Source organism: Kribbella sp. NBC_01484, from assembly GCF_036227145.1.
GTDB lineage: Bacteria > Actinomycetota > Actinomycetes > Propionibacteriales > Kribbellaceae > Kribbella.
Genome location: NZ_CP109437.1, coordinates 828671 through 842336, shown reverse-complemented (window position 1 = coordinate 842336; position 13666 = coordinate 828671). Strand labels below are relative to the sequence as shown.

At 68.7% G+C, this 13666-nt stretch carries 18 protein-coding genes; 8 read left to right on the top strand and 10 right to left on the bottom strand.

Features of this window, described 5'->3' with window-relative positions; translation table 11 throughout:
* Positions 1-155 precede the first annotated feature (155 nt).
* Positions 156-875, top strand: coding sequence for a class I SAM-dependent methyltransferase (locus OG555_RS04030; RefSeq protein WP_329481300.1), 720 nt, complete (start codon positions 156-158; stop codon positions 873-875).
* On the opposite strand, the gene OG555_RS04025 is transcribed toward OG555_RS04030, so the two are convergent.
* Genes OG555_RS04025 through OG555_RS04015 form a run of 3 tightly spaced genes read right to left on the bottom strand, consistent with a single transcriptional unit; the run spans position 862 to position 2738 of the window.
* Positions 862-1749: an aminoglycoside phosphotransferase family protein gene (locus OG555_RS04025; protein WP_329484765.1), complete on the bottom strand. Its 888-nt coding sequence runs from the start codon at positions 1747-1749 to the stop codon at positions 862-864. The genes OG555_RS04030 and OG555_RS04025 overlap by 14 nt on opposite strands.
* Positions 1750-1807: 58 nt before the next feature.
* A complete protein-coding gene (locus tag OG555_RS04020; RefSeq protein ID WP_329481298.1) occupies positions 1808-2053 on the bottom strand; it encodes a hypothetical protein in 246 nt (81 codons plus the stop codon).
* A 34-nt stretch (positions 2054-2087) separates the two neighbouring features.
* Complete coding sequence (locus OG555_RS04015; protein WP_329481296.1) at positions 2088-2738, bottom strand: LysE family translocator; 651 nt, start codon at positions 2736-2738, stop codon at positions 2088-2090.
* A gap of 91 nt (positions 2739-2829) precedes the next feature.
* On the opposite strand from OG555_RS04015, the gene OG555_RS04010 reads away from it, so the two are divergent.
* Complete coding sequence (locus OG555_RS04010) at positions 2830-3012, top strand: hypothetical protein (RefSeq protein ID WP_329481294.1); 183 nt, start codon at positions 2830-2832, stop codon at positions 3010-3012.
* 78 nt (positions 3013-3090) lie between these two features.
* Positions 3091-3267, top strand: coding sequence for a DUF5302 domain-containing protein (locus OG555_RS04005; protein ID WP_158441106.1), 177 nt, complete (start codon positions 3091-3093; stop codon positions 3265-3267).
* A gap of 521 nt (positions 3268-3788) precedes the next feature.
* Here the strand turns inward: OG555_RS04005 and OG555_RS04000 are convergent.
* Together OG555_RS04000 and OG555_RS03995 are read right to left on the bottom strand one after the other, a co-directional pair.
* The gene (locus tag OG555_RS04000; RefSeq protein ID WP_329481293.1) at positions 3789-4229 is read right to left on the bottom strand and encodes an SRPBCC family protein; all 441 of its coding nucleotides are present in this window, start codon (positions 4227-4229) and stop codon (positions 3789-3791) included.
* A complete protein-coding gene (locus OG555_RS03995; RefSeq protein WP_329481291.1) occupies positions 4219-4536 on the bottom strand; it encodes an ArsR/SmtB family transcription factor in 318 nt (105 codons plus the stop codon). The genes OG555_RS04000 and OG555_RS03995 overlap by 11 nt, the downstream gene beginning before the upstream one ends.
* A gap of 64 nt (positions 4537-4600) precedes the next feature.
* On the opposite strand from OG555_RS03995, the gene OG555_RS03990 reads away from it, so the two are divergent.
* The 3 genes from OG555_RS03990 (at position 4601) to OG555_RS03980 (ending at position 7773) form a co-directional block, all read left to right on the top strand.
* Positions 4601-5782: a cytochrome P450 family protein gene (locus OG555_RS03990; protein WP_329481289.1), complete on the top strand. Its 1182-nt coding sequence runs from the start codon at positions 4601-4603 to the stop codon at positions 5780-5782.
* A 98-nt stretch (positions 5783-5880) separates the two neighbouring features.
* Entirely contained in the window at positions 5881-6510 is a 630-nt protein-coding gene (locus OG555_RS03985) for a DedA family protein (protein ID WP_329481287.1), read from the top strand.
* Between the two features lie 75 nt (positions 6511-6585).
* Positions 6586-7773: a hypothetical protein gene (locus OG555_RS03980; protein ID WP_329481285.1), complete on the top strand. Its 1188-nt coding sequence runs from the start codon at positions 6586-6588 to the stop codon at positions 7771-7773.
* On the opposite strand, the gene OG555_RS03975 is transcribed toward OG555_RS03980, so the two are convergent.
* Positions 7770-8594: an acyltransferase domain-containing protein gene (locus OG555_RS03975; RefSeq protein WP_329481283.1), complete on the bottom strand. Its 825-nt coding sequence runs from the start codon at positions 8592-8594 to the stop codon at positions 7770-7772. The two genes, OG555_RS03980 and OG555_RS03975, sit on opposite strands and share 4 nt — an antisense overlap.
* 49 nt (positions 8595-8643) lie before the next feature.
* On the opposite strand from OG555_RS03975, the gene OG555_RS03970 reads away from it, so the two are divergent.
* Positions 8644-9480, top strand: coding sequence for an AraC family transcriptional regulator (locus OG555_RS03970; RefSeq protein WP_329481281.1), 837 nt, complete (start codon positions 8644-8646; stop codon positions 9478-9480).
* Between the two features lie 11 nt (positions 9481-9491).
* A complete protein-coding gene (locus OG555_RS03965) occupies positions 9492-9845 on the top strand; it encodes a VOC family protein (protein WP_329481279.1) in 354 nt (117 codons plus the stop codon).
* 11 nt (positions 9846-9856) lie between these two features.
* On the opposite strand, the gene OG555_RS03960 is transcribed toward OG555_RS03965, so the two are convergent.
* Genes OG555_RS03960 through OG555_RS03945 form a run of 4 tightly spaced genes read right to left on the bottom strand, consistent with a single transcriptional unit; the run spans position 9857 to position 13639 of the window.
* Positions 9857-10144 carry a 4a-hydroxytetrahydrobiopterin dehydratase gene (locus OG555_RS03960; protein ID WP_328526809.1) on the bottom strand — a complete coding sequence of 96 codons (288 nt, stop codon included), beginning with the start codon at positions 10142-10144 and terminating at the stop codon, positions 9857-9859.
* A 9-nt stretch (positions 10145-10153) separates the two neighbouring features.
* A complete protein-coding gene (locus tag OG555_RS03955; RefSeq protein WP_329481276.1) occupies positions 10154-11647 on the bottom strand; it encodes a carboxylesterase/lipase family protein in 1494 nt (497 codons plus the stop codon).
* A gap of 1 nt (position 11648) precedes the next feature.
* Positions 11649-12218 (bottom strand): TetR family transcriptional regulator, encoded by a 570-nt coding sequence (locus OG555_RS03950; protein ID WP_329481274.1) that lies wholly within the window; start codon positions 12216-12218, stop codon positions 11649-11651.
* Between the two features lie 14 nt (positions 12219-12232).
* Positions 12233-13639 (bottom strand): MFS transporter, encoded by a 1407-nt coding sequence (locus tag OG555_RS03945; RefSeq protein ID WP_329481272.1) that lies wholly within the window; start codon positions 13637-13639, stop codon positions 12233-12235.
* Between the last annotated feature and the right edge of the window lie 27 nt (positions 13640-13666).

Below are 13666 nucleotides of genomic sequence, written 5' to 3'. Positions count from 1 at the left end.
AGGAGGTAGAGGGTTCGCAGCGGTTCCCCGGCCACTGGACAGGCGGGACGGAGCATATGCGTAGACCTCTATGTCCTGTCGAACGGCACAACCTGTCGACGTGGTGCTTCGGAATTCGGTCGCCGGGAAGTGGATGTTGGGGTTAGCGTCGCGGGATGGTTGATGCGTTGTTCGGGGTGCCTCGGTTGGTGGCGGTGTATGACGCGCTGGATCCGGATCGCGGCGATCTGGAGCATTACGCCGCGATGGTGACGGAGTTCGGCGCGCGGCAGGTGCTGGATGTCGGCTGCGGGACGGGTGAGCTGGCTTGTCTCCTGGCCAAGGACGGCATCGAGGTGGTCGGGGTCGATCCCGCGGCGGCGTCACTGGAGGTTGCTCGGGGCAAGGAGTTCGCCGATCGGGTGCGCTGGATTCACGGCGACGCGACGAGGTTGCCGCCGTTGCAGGTCGATCTCGCGGTGATGACGGGGAACGTGGCGCAGGTGTTCCTGACCGATGAGGAGTGGTCGGCGACGGTGAGCGGCGTCCGGGACGCACTTCGGCCCGGCGGGCGGTTCGTGTTCGAGACCCGCGATCCGGCGCGGCGGGGGTGGGAGGAGTGGACGCGCGAGAACACGTACCAGCAGAAGTCGGTCGCTGGCGGCGAGACGGTGGAGAGTTGGTCCGACCTGATCGGCGTGGAGTTGCCGTTCGTGTCCTTCCGGGGCACGTACGTCTTCGGGTCGGATGGCGCCGTACTCACGTCGGACTCGACGCTGCGATTCCGCGAACGGGGTGAGCTGGAGAAGTCGTTGGCCGGGTTCAGCATCGACGAGGTGCGGGAGGCTCCGGATCGGCCGGGCAAGGAGTTCGTGTTCGTGGCTACGCGGCAGTGAGGAGCGCGGTCAAGGTGTGGTGGGCGGTGCGGGACATGACCGGGTTGGTCTCGACGTAGTACCAGAGGCAGTTGACAGCCTGGGCGAAGGCCCACCCCATGCCGCGATGCCACTCGTCGTCGTCACTGCCGAGCGCGGCACGGAAGGTCGAGCGGGCCCGCGCGTCCAGGAGGTTCCAGGCGGCCTGGAGATCGATCGCCGGGTCCGCGACGGTGAGCGTGCCCACGTCGATGACGCCGGCTAGGCGGCCGTCCGCGACCAGGAGGTTGCCCGGCATCAGGTCGCGATGCGCCCAGGCATCCGGCTCGGTGCGCGGGGTGGTGCGCAGCTCGGCCCACAGGCGGGCGAGCGCGTCGACGTCGATCATCCCGCGATTGCGCTCGAGTCCGTCGGCGACAGCCTCGTCCTGCGATGTCAGTAGGCCGCCCCGCCATGGGCCGGTGAACACGCGGCCCTCGGTCGGCGCCGCTCGCAGCGCCAGCACGAACCGGGCCAGATCCTCGGCGAAAGCGGTCGATCCGGCGACATCCGCGTCGTACGCGATGGTCCCGTCCAGCCACCTGTAGACGGCCCAGGGCAGCGGGTACCCATCACCGGGCTCGCCGATCGCGATCGGTTCCGGCGTCGGGTACGGCGACATGGCGCGGAGCCGGCGTGCGGCGTCGGCCTCGTCCTCGAGCTCCTTGCGCGTCGCAGCCTGGTCGCCGGGCATGATCGGCAGCCGCGCGACCAGTTCGTCGCCGATCCGGAACAACGCGTTGACGGTGCCGTGCGAACGAACGGCGCGGATCGCGAGAGCGCTCCACTCCGGGAACTGCTCGCGGATCAGCCCTTCCACCAGCTCGGTCGGCACGTCCAGCTGCCCAGCATGCATCGCCACGCCCTGCAGTATCCGTGAGCCCTCAAACTGCCGCACGTCAATTAGCCTGCGGTCAGATGAGGGGAGTCGGGGTGATCCGTGCTGATCCGATGCCGTGATGCTGAGCCGAAGTGGCGGGTCGGTGCCTGCGTTGCTTCCTCGAGGCACGCTGCCATTCGTCAGGGGAGAACTCGGAGAGCAGGTACTCGCGGGTGATCGCCGGCAGACCGCGGTCGCGGACGAGCGCGGCGATGGGCGCGCACGACCTCCAGCCGCTGGCGGCGAGCCGGTCGACCTCGGAGGCGACGAAGGCGTTCATCCTGCGCCACGCTAGTGAGCCCCGCCGACAGTCCTCAGTGGGTGGCGAGGGGGCGGGTTCGGTCGGTGGCCAGGCGGATGGCGAAGACAGCAAGGGCGGTGCCGGTAACGTACCGATGGATGTACATCCAGGTCGGGCGGCGGGCGAGGAACACGGCGATCGTGCCGGCGGTGATGACGAAGACCGCGTTCATCACGACTCCGACCGTGAGCTGGGTCAGGCCGAGGACCAGACTCTGCGCGCCGAGGTGACCGCGGCTCGGGTCGAGGAACTGGGGGAGCAGCGAGATGTAGAGGATCGCGATCTTCGGGTTCAGCAGGCAGGTGAGCAGGCCCATACCGAACAGCTTCCGCGGACGGTCAGGCTCGAGCTCCTGGGTCGCGAAGACGGAGCTCCCGCCGGGGCGCAGCGCGTTCCAGGCGAGCCAGAGCAGGTAGGCGGCGCCGGCGAGCTTCAGAGTCAGGTAGATCTCCGGGACCAGCGCGAACAGCGTCGCCAGACCGACACTTGCCGCCAGGAGGTACACCAGGAAGCCGATCCCCACGCCCGCCAGTGAGATCAGCCCGGCCCGGCGACCCTGGGCGATCGACCGCGACACCAGATAGATCATGTTCGGCCCCGGGACGATCACTAGACCCAGCTCGACCAGCGCGATCCCGAGCATCGCCTCACCACTGACCAGCACCCTCGTCCCCTTTCCTCGATTCCGTCACGAACCTAACAGCGGGCGGCGACCGTCCGAGGGGGTTTTCCCCAGGCTGAGATACCTTGCCCGGATGAGCGACCAGACGTGCATGCGTTGCGGTGAGCAGGTGGAGTCCAGCCGCGAGGATTACGAGGTGTTCGAGCGCATGCACTGGGACTGCTTCCACTACGCGTATGAGCACGATCTCAACGGCGAGGTGGCCGAATCCGAGGACTGTGGCCAGCCTGGCTGTCCGTCCGGTGAGCCTGGGTGACGGTATTCCAGTCGCGGTCTGTCCTTACACTCAACTAGCGTGGTGTCCGTACGCCTGACGGTTTGTGAAGGAGACGGTATGAGCGACAAGTCCAGCGAGCCGGCGGACGATCTGCAGAAGAAGTTCCGTGAAGCACTCGAGAAGAAGAACGCCCACCACAACGCGCACCCGGGATCGGGGACGCGGCGTGAGGGCGTCGGCGAGGCGCACAACGACAAGCAGAAGCGCCAATTCCGGCGCAAGTCCGGCAGCTGATCCGCCAACTGTCCATCCATCCGCCTGAGCCCTGGGTTACCGCCCAGGGCTCGATCTTTTCCACCCCGACCTCCACCCAGCGGCCACCCACTCCCAGCCGCGGACCCCACCTGCCGGCCCGCCACTTCCCGGGACCTTGAACCCCATCTGGGGACCTGGGACAAGGTATTTCCTGTCCGAAGGTCCCAGATCCTGTCCGAGCTCCCGGGACCGGGCTCGCTGAGGCAGCCGACGGTTCCTGTCCTGGCCCGCCAGTTCCCGGGGGCCTCGGACCCCGTCTGGGGACCTGGGACAAGGTATTTCCTGTGCGAAGGTCCCAGATCCTGTCCGCGCTCCCGGTACCGGGCTCGCTGAGGCAGCCGACGGTTCCTGTCCTGGCCGCCCACTTGCCGGGGGCTCGGACCTCGTCTGGGGACCTGGGACAAGGTATTTCCTGTGCGAGGTCCCGAGATCCTGTCCGCGCTCCCGACTCCCCGCCGCGGCCGAGGCGGGGGAGCTGGTGGGAACCGTCGTGCTGGTGGTCAGCCTCGGTCGGGTGTGGGGTCGGGGTGGTGAGCGGTGAGCAGGCCGGCCAGCCGGCCGATCTCGGGCTCCCAGCCCATCAGGTGGTTTGCGGCGTCTTCGGCGGTCGCGAAGCCGGTGTGGGTGAGCAGCATCCGGGTGCCGCCCTCGGCCTCGGACAGTTCGACGTCGACCCGGGTCGGCTCGTCGTCGGTGCCGTCCCACTTCCAGCTGAACGCGAGCCGGTACGGCGGCTCGACCTCGAGATACGTGCCGCGGACGACATGCGGCCCCATCTCGACCACGTAGTCCCCGCCGACCCGGACGTCGGCGCTGACCTTCAGCTCCCAGGCCGGGTTCGGGCAGTACCACCGGGTGAGCAGGTCGGCCCGCGTCCAGGCGTCGTACACCTGCCCGATGGTTGCCGGCAGCACCCTGTCGATCCGCACCTCAGTGTCCATGCCCGTCCCCTCGCAACAGTTCTTCCAACCGTTCCACCGTGCTGTTCCAGTACGCCGACATGTCCCCGAGCCACTGCTCGACCTCCGCGAACGCCTCCGGGCGGATCGTGCACACCATGGTCCGGCCGACCTTCCGCCGGGTCACCAGCCCGGCGTCGACCAGTACGCCCACGTGTTTGGTCATCGCCGGCAGCGTGATCCGGTGCGGCCCGGCCAACTCGCCCATGGTCGCGTCGCCCCGGCTCAGCCGGCTCACGATCGCCAGCCGGGTCGGGTCCGCGAGCGCGCCGAAGGTCGTTGTCAGCACCCGCAACACTTCACCAAATGGTGAAGTGTCTGTCAAGACCGCCGGCGAACGTAGGCTGGCCGGTATGAGGCAGCCGTTCACCGAAACGAGTGGGATCGCCCGGCACTGGGGCTTCGAGGACCTCGCGGAGAATGGACCGCTGCAGTACCTCACGCTCTTCACCGGTGTCCCGGTCTGGCTGGTCACCGGGTACGCCGAGACCCGCGAGCTGCTCGCCCACCCAGACGTGGTCCGGTCACCGATGGACGGCCCGCACCGGGACACGGTCGAGGACGAGCTGATCAACCGCACCGAGCGGCACATGCTCGGCGCCAACCCGCCCGACCACACCCGCCTGCGCAAGCTGGTCACGGCCGCCTTCACCCGCCGCCGGATCGAGGCGCTCGAGCCGCGGATCCGCGAGATCGCCGCCGGACTGCTGGACGAGATGGCCGCCGCGGGCAGCCCCGTCGACCTGGTGAACGCCTACAGCTACCCGCTGCCGATCACCGTGATCTGCGAGCTGATCGGCATCCCGCCGGTCCGCCGGGAGGACTTCCGCCGCTGGTCCTCGGTGTTCGTGAACGCGACCATGCACACCGCCGAGGAGTACGTCGAGGCGACCACGCTGATGCTCGGCTTCGTCCACGAGCTGATCGAGCAGAAGCGCACCGCCCCGGCCGACGACCTGCTGTCCGGTCTGATCGCGGCCCGCGACGGCGGCGACCGGCTCAGCGAGGACGAGCTGACCTCGATGATCTTCCTGCTGCTGGCCGCCGGCCACGAGACCACCGTCAGCCTGATCACGAACGGCGTCCTCGCGCTCCTTCGGCATCCGGACCAGCTCGCCCTGCTGCGGGCCGAGCCGGATCGCCTCCCGGCCACCGTCGAGGAACTCCTGCGGTACGACGGCCCACTCCAGGCGGCGATCCCGTACATCGCCCAGGCGCCGATCGACATCGCCGGCTCCCGGATCGGGGCCGGTGAGGTGATCGTCTTCGCGTTGCTGCCGGCCAACCGGGACGCGCGCAAGATCGACCGGCCGAACGAGCTGGATATCACCCGCACGGAGAACGCCCACCTCGCGTTCGGACACGGGATCCACCACTGCCTCGGTGCGCCGCTGGCCCGGCTGGAAGGCCGGATCGCGCTCGGCATGCTGTTCGAGCGGTTCCCCGAGCTGCGGCTGGCCGAACCCGACCGCGATCCGGACCGCACCCCGGGCCTGCTGATGAACGCGATCCGGGAACTGCCCGTACTGCTCTGACCACAGCCCGGCGTGCGGGCTGAACGTCCGATGAACCCCTGCTGAATCACAATGGTGGGATTGCGGCCCTGTTGGCGCGGGATGGCATCCTTGGCCGAGTGACAGACCTGATGGAGATCGCGCGACACCTGCTAGGCGTTGCGATGGCCTCGCACTGGTTGCTGCTCATCCTGTTCGCGGCCGCCGCGATCGACGCCGTCTTCCCGGTGGTGCCGAGTGAGGGCATGGTCGTCACCGCGGGCATGGCCGCGGCCGCCGGCCACCAGAACCTGCTGCTCGTGATCACGGTCGCGATGGTCGGTTCCGTCATCGGCGAGTCCACCTGCTACTTCATGGGCCGCGGCTCCGGCCCGGCGCTGCACCGCTGGATGAAGCGGCAGGAGCGCCGGCAGCAGATGTACGACAAGGTGTCGGCCGCGCTGCACTCCCGCGGCGGGCTGATCCTGATGACCGTGCGCTACATCCCCGGCGCGCGGATGGTCGCGACGTTGACCGCGGGCGCGACCCGGTACTCGTTCAAGAAGTTCATCGTCTTCACGTTCTTCGGTGTCACGGTCGCCTACACGTACGTCGCCCTGCTCGGCTACCTGGGTGGCGACGCGTTCGCGCACGACTCTCTGAAGGCGCTGGCGTTCAGCCTCAGCCTGGCGGCGCTGATCGGTCTGCTGGTCGAGACATCCCGCCGGATCGCGGTGAAGCGCCGCGCGGCCAAGGTCACGAGCGCCTAACGATCCACCCCCGGGTTTCCACCCGGCTGCGTGTCCCGGACCGACCTGAGCAGGTCCGCATGCGTCAGTAGTCACGTGGTGAGGCCTGGGGCGAACCTCTTGGGCGCCGCGCTCGTACTGGCGGCGCTGCTGGCCGGATGCGCCGACGTACCTCTGGAAGGCGCTCCAAGCCCGAGCAGTACGCCGACCAAGCCGACACCGACCCGCAGCCCGACTCACGGGCCGGGTCCGACGAACAGCCTGAGCACACCGCCACCGGTCACGCCGACACCACCGCCGGGGCCGCACCTGGCGGCCGCGGCCCCGGTCACCCGTTCGTTTCCTGGCCGGCTGCCGAGTGGCAAGCCACCCCTGTTCGTCGTCGTCTCGTTCGACGGCGCGGGTGATCTCGCGCTCTGGGCGCGCTGGCGGGCCGTGGCCAAGCGGGTCAACGCCCGGATGACGTTCTTCCTCTCCGGCCCCTACCTGTACCCCGGAGACCATCGCGCCGACTACAAGCCGCCGTACCATCGGCCCGGCGCCTCAGACATCGGCTGGGGCGACGCGAGCAACGTGCTGGCGCGGACGACGGTGCTGCGGCAGGCGATCGCCGAAGGCCACGAGATCGGCACGCACGCGAACGGTCACTTCTGCGGCACGACCGGTATCGGCCGCTGGACGACGGCGCAGTGGACCGCGGAGTTGAGCGCGTTCGACCAGATGGTGCGGACCGGTCCGACCCTGGCCGCGGGCAAGGCGGTCGCACCGCCCTTCGACCCGGCGACGGTGAAGGGGATGCGGACGCCGTGCCTCGAGGGCAATCGACCGGCGTACCGGCAGGCGATGGTCCAGCGGGGCATGCTGTACGACGCCTCCGCGCCCGGGTACATCGCCTGGCCGAAGAAGGTCAACGGCCTGTGGAACTTCCCGCTGCAGTCGGTCACCCTGGCCGGCACCACCAAGCCCACGCTGACGATGGACTACAACCTGTGGTTCAGCCAGACCGGTGCGCGGGTGGCTCCGGTCGCACAGGCGCCCGCACTGAAGGCGCAGGTACTCGCGACCTACCGGCAGGCGCTCGCGAAGTCCCGCGCCAATGGCAACCCGCCGCTGTTCCTCGGCAACCACTTCAACAGCTGGAACAACAGCGTGTACTCGGACGCGCTGACCACCTTCGTCGAGGAGACCTGCACCCAGCCCGACGTCCGCTGCGTCAGCAATATGGAGCTCGTCAGCTGGCTCGCCAAGTACGGCGAACCATCCGGGCGGAACCGCCCGACCTAGAGCCGTAGGTACCCGTACGCGCTCTGCCAGGTGCCGCCGTCCTTGATCCGGCCGACCACGAGACGTTGCAGCGTGGTGTCCTGCGGCAGCTCGTCCAGGTGGTCGGTGCCGTGGGTGCGGAAGGTGAAGAAGATCGCGCCGTCCTGGCTGTCGGTCGGTTCGCCGTACGGCGTGAAGCGGCGGCCGAACCGGACCATGTTCGAGTCCTGCGGCAGGTTGTCGAGCAGGTACGGATCGATCAGCCAGGACCACAGGTTCGCGGTCTTCACCGGGTACTCGGGGAAGTACCGCGGGAAGAACTCGCGGGCCTGCGCGAAGCTGTCGTCGACCGCCTCGGGGGTCAGCGGACCGGTCTCCGGGATGTGGACACCGATGATCCATTCACCCGGCTCGGTCCCCGGCACCGGCTTGTCCGCCGGGACCTGGTGCAGCAGGAACTGCAGCCGGCCGAGCGCGTAGATCTGGCCGGTCCACGCGATCGTCAGCCACCAGTGCGTCTCCAGGGAGTACTCGCCGTGCGTCCGGCGACTCACCTTCAGTTGCTGACCGAGGTCCGCAAGCGAGGCCCAGCTGATCTCGTCCGGGATCCCGCGCTCGGAGTGGAACCGGCGGATGTCGGGAACGGTGTCCAGGAACGCCTGCACCGAGTTGCGCGGATCCTCGGGCATCCGCAGCTCCGGCTCACTGCCGAACTTCCCGATCTCGGCCCGGATCTGATCGGCCAGGTCCTTGACGATCGCGGGATCCGCGGCGAACGCCTCGGCCGCGTCCCGGTCGGCATCGTCGAAACCCAGCAGGCGGTATTCATCGGCAGTCGTCACTCGTCAACCGTAGCCGATTCGGACGCGCCAGAGACTTACGATCTACCTCGTGGGCTACCAGCGCTTTTCGCCGCCCGAGCACCTGCGCGACCTGGTCGAGCATGTCTGGCTCGTAGAGTCTCCGCCGCTGCCGTCACTGCGCCGGGACATCCTCATCCCGAACGGGCGCCCCGGCCTGGCCGTCGCACTCGCCGACCCGGGGACGCGGCACGATTCGGTGACGAGGACCGAGTGGCCGAACGCGGCGTCGGTGTTCGGGATCATGACCCGCCCGCAGGTGATCGGCCAGACCGGTGCGTCCAGCTACGCCGGCGTGGAGTTCAAGCCGTGGGGGATCGCAGCGCTTGGTCTCTCCACCCTGCTCGTCGACGAGGTGCTGCAGTTCGCCGACTGGGTCGGTGAGGGTACGACGGCCGCACTCGTCGACGACCTGCGCGCGGAACCGTTCGGCCAGTCCCGCGCGGACCGGCTGGCCGCCTTCCTGTCGCCGCGACTGGATCCGGCCCGGGCTGTGCCGGTGGTCGCGGCCGCGGTACGCGTGATCGACGACGCGTTCGGCGGTACGGCGGTCGCCGAGGTGGCCGAGCAGACGGGGACGTCGTACAGCACGCTCTATCGGTTGTTCCGGCTGAGCCTGGGGATCGGGCCGAAGCAGTACGCCGAGATCATCCGCTACTACCACTTCGTCGGCGGGCTGCTCGGTGGTCCCGCGGATGCTCAGGCGACGTTGTCCGCGTTGCACGGGTACTACGACCAGGCGCATGCGGCCCGGGACTTCAAGCGGTACACCGGTGTCAGCGCGACGTCGTTCCTCGCCGTACAGAACGGGATCGCGGCGTTGATGCATGGAAGATCCGTCCAAGACGACGCGGCCGCCGACGGGTGAGGATCGGTCGCATGGGACGAATCATCCACATCGAAATCGTTGCCGCGGACCACGACCGGGCGGCGGAGTTCTACAGCAAAGTCTTCGGCTGGCAGGTCACGCCGGCGCCGGTGCCGGAGGGGTACCTGCTCGCCCACACCGGTGAAGCTGAAGGCATCGACGGCGCGATCATGAGCAGCCGGTACCAGACGCAGCCCACGATCGCCTGGATCGACGTCGACGACATCGAGACGACCCTGGACACGGCGCGGGGTGCCGGTGGCGAGCCGGTCGGTGAAGTGCAGGAGCTGCCAGGTGTCGGGCGGACCTGCTATCTGCGCGACACCGAGGGCGTGCTGATCGGCCTGCGTCAGCGCTCCTCGTAGACGACCTTGGGTCAGCCGGCCGCGGTGTCGATGTGGCGGGCCAGGACCAGGTCGTCGTCGGTGATGCCGCCGGCGTCGTGGCTGCTGATCCGGAACGTGATGGTCGTGTAGCGGATGTCCATGTCCGGGTGGTGGTTCATCGACTCGGCCAACTGGGCGACCGTGGCGACCAGGCGGATGCCGTCCAGGAACGTGTCCTTCTTGACGCTGCGGACCAGTTCCTTGTCCACGACCTTCCACTCGGGCAGGTGGTCACGGATCGCGAGATCGATCTGGTCGTCGGTCAGCAGCTCAGCCATGAGCTCACTCTAGACCCCAATCTGTGTCCAGAAAGCCAGCCGGTGCTCCTGTGCGTAATCGACCGGGTGGATAGCGTCCGGCGCCAGTGACAGAACGGTGTCAGGGGTGGTGAACCTCGACCATTCCGGCAGTCCGGCGCCATTGGGATCTCCGTGACGGGCGAACGTGGCCCAGTAGCGGATCATCGTGTCGGACAGGGCGACCTGCGCTTCTGTCATGGCGTTCTCGTCCGTGCGGAACACGTATTGCACATCGCCGGCGTGCCAGGCGCCGGGCCGGAATCCCGGCGGGAACGGGATGTCCAACGGTGCGCCGCGGTCCGCGAACTCGTAGAACCAGAGCGGGTTCTTTGCCGAGAGCAACTGATTCTGCCGTAGTTGCGCGCGGGCCCACATCCGGTCGGTGACCACGGACGCCCAGGCCAGCGCCGGTGTCGGGTAGTCCTGCAACGGATACTCCGCGCCGATCCGTGCGGCCTCGTCGCCGAAGGCGGTCTGTAGCAGCTCGGGGTAGTTCGTGGCGGTCACCGGACTGCCGGCCAGTTCCCGGAAGAAGGCGACGAACGTGGTGTGCTCGTCCCGCGTCGTACCGGAGAGCACCGGGACGTCGGCGAACTCGCCGGCCCCGAGTGCCTCCGCCGGATCCGCGGGAAGCTGATCGTTGCCGAGGGCGTACGGCTGGAAGATGTTCATCACCTGCGGTACGGCGAGGAGCTCGTCGACCGGGATCGCGCGCAGGCTCGCGAGATCCTTGCAGCCGAGTTGCTCCGCGAGCGCGGCGCCTTGGGCCTCGGCGGCCGAGGTGGTGGTCCAGCCGTACCAGGGGAGGGCTGGGATGCCTGGGTAGACGACACCGGCCGGCATGTCCATCAGGGTGAAGCCGCTCTGCATGATCACCTTGTGGAACAGGCCACGCGACTCCTTCGACATCAGGTGTGCGCTGGTCGCGGTGGCGCCGTACGAGACGCCGAAGAGGGTGACGTTGCCGGGGTCGCCGCCGAACGCGGCCGCGTTGCGCTGGACCCACTGCAGGACGGCCCGCTGGTCCTGCAGGCCGATCGTGCCGGAGTCCCGCAGACCGGGGTAGCCGAAGGCGCCGAAGACGCCCAGGCGGAAGTTGAACGTGATGACCACGACGTCGCCGTCGACCGCGAGCCGGGTCGGGTCGAACTGGTCGCCGGAACCGATCGCGCCGTCGCCGTGGATCCACACCATCACGGGCTTGCGATGCTCGGGTGACGCGGTGGCCGGGGTGGTCACGTTGAGGAACAGGCAGTCCTCGTTCGTGCCGGCGAGATCGGCGATGGCGTTCTTCAGCTGAGGGGCCGGGCTGCCGGGTTTGGTCGCATCGCGGTCGCCGGCCCACGGCCGGGCGGGTTGTGGGGGCGCCCAACGGAGATCGCCGACCGGGGGAGCGGCGTACGGGATGCCCTGGAAGACGCGGCGATCGGGGTGGACGATGCCGCGGACTGTGCCGGTGTCGGTCTGGACTGTCGCGTTCACGTCATGCCTTCCTGGTGGCGTGCTCGACGAGCGCAGCGAACTCACGGGCGGCTGCGTCGAGGTCGAGCTCGGGGTCGAGTTCCAACTGGCGGATGATGCCGTCGCGGACGGACAGGACGAACACGGCCATCAGCTGCGGGTCGAACGTCCGCAGTACGCCGCTGGCCTGACCGCGCCGGAGTACGTCGGCGAGCTGAGCCTGGTCGGATCGCGCGATCTCAGCGGTGTCCTGCTGGATCCGAACCAGGGCCGCCGCGTGGGCGCGATGGGTCTGCAGGAACGCGATGTTGGCTGTGACGAAGGCCTGCAGGACCTCGGCCGGCTCGTCGACGCCGGCGGTCCGCTCGCGCACGAACGCGCTGAACGCCTCGAGGATCTGTCGTCCGACCTCGTCGATCAGCTCCTGCCGGTTCGCGAAGTGGTACGAGATCAGACCGGTGCTGCTCAGCGCGGCCCGCTCCGCAATCACCTTGAAGCTGGCCTGCGCCCCACTCTCGGCGATCACCTCGATCGCCGCGGCGACGATCTGACCCCGACGCGCCTGCTCGGTAAGCGTTCGTTTTGCTCGCACAAGCAAACTCTAGCTCATCCAAGCAAATCGGCTGGCTTTCGCACCCGGCCGGCGGTCAGCAGGCCCAGGAGAGCGACGAACGCGCCGGTGGTGATGATGACGCCGAAGACCCACGGCCGCGGATCGTCGGAGTTGAAGGCGAGCAGCGTGCCGCTGATCGCCAGGGCGGTCGAGATGCTCATGGTCCCGGCCATCTGCGCCGCGCCGCTGTTCCGCCCGGAGTTGTTGTGGTCGGACAGATCCAGCGTCAGCACGGACAGGCTCGACGAACTCAACCCCATCCCGATCCCGGCGATGGCCCAGCCGATCAGCCCGAACCACGTGGTCGCACCCGTCCACGCCAGCAGCGACGTGACCAGCAGCCCACCCGTCATGAACGCGAGCCCGGCCCGCAGGACGTTGACCCGCTGGATCCCGTGTTCACGCCCCTGCAGCCAGGACCCGTAGGCCCAGCACACGCCCGTGATCGACAGCGTCACGCCGGCTCGCGACGGGCTGAAGTCGTGTTGCAACGTCAGCAGCAGCGGCAGGTACGCACCCACCCCGGCGAACGCGGCGCCACCAAGCCCGCGTACGGCGACCACCGCCGGGAAGCCGCGTCGGGCCACGAACGTCCCCTTCGGCATCACCCGTACGGCGGCCAGCCCGAGCGTCACCAATGCCACCGGAATCGCGATGCCGCCGATCACCGGGTGTGCCTCGAGCTGACCACCGGCCAGCGTCATCGAGAACAGTGCGACCGATGCGGCGAACGCCCACGGAAGCGCGGCCCGCCAGGCCTCCAACTCGGCCGCGTCCTCGGCGCTGCGCACAGGCGCTGGGGTGTTCAGCGACTGGCGCATTGCGGGCCCGAGCAGCATCCAGCTCGGCACCAGCAGGATGACCGCACCGAGGAACACCCATCGCCATCCGAACTGCTCGGTCACCAGACCGGTCAGCACCGGACCGATCACCGACGGCAGGATCCACATCGCCGCGAACAACGAGAACATCCGCGGCCGTAGTACTGCGGGCAGCGCCCGGGCGACCAGCACCATCAGCGAAACGTCGAGCAGCCCTTCGGCCAAACCGCTCAGCAACCGCCCGGCCACGACCATCGGCATCCCCGTGGCGGTCCCGACCAGCAACTGCGCGAGGGTGAACGCGATCGCACCGACCCGCAGCGTCGGGATCGGGCCGCGCCGGTCGGACCACAGTCCGGCGATCGCGAGCGAGATGAGGTAGCTCGCGTTCGGGGCCGCGCTCGCCAGGCCGAAGCTGCCCAGCGCGTCGAACTCGCGCACCATCGTCGGCAACGCCGTACCCACGGCCCGATTCTCGAACGCGCTGAGCGTGACGAGACCGATCACGCCCAGCACGAGCGGCAGATGCGGACCACTGAACAGGCGAGGGCGTGTCACGCGCTCAGCGGTCGAGGTCATGGGGCCTCCCGGCCTGGACTGAGGAGC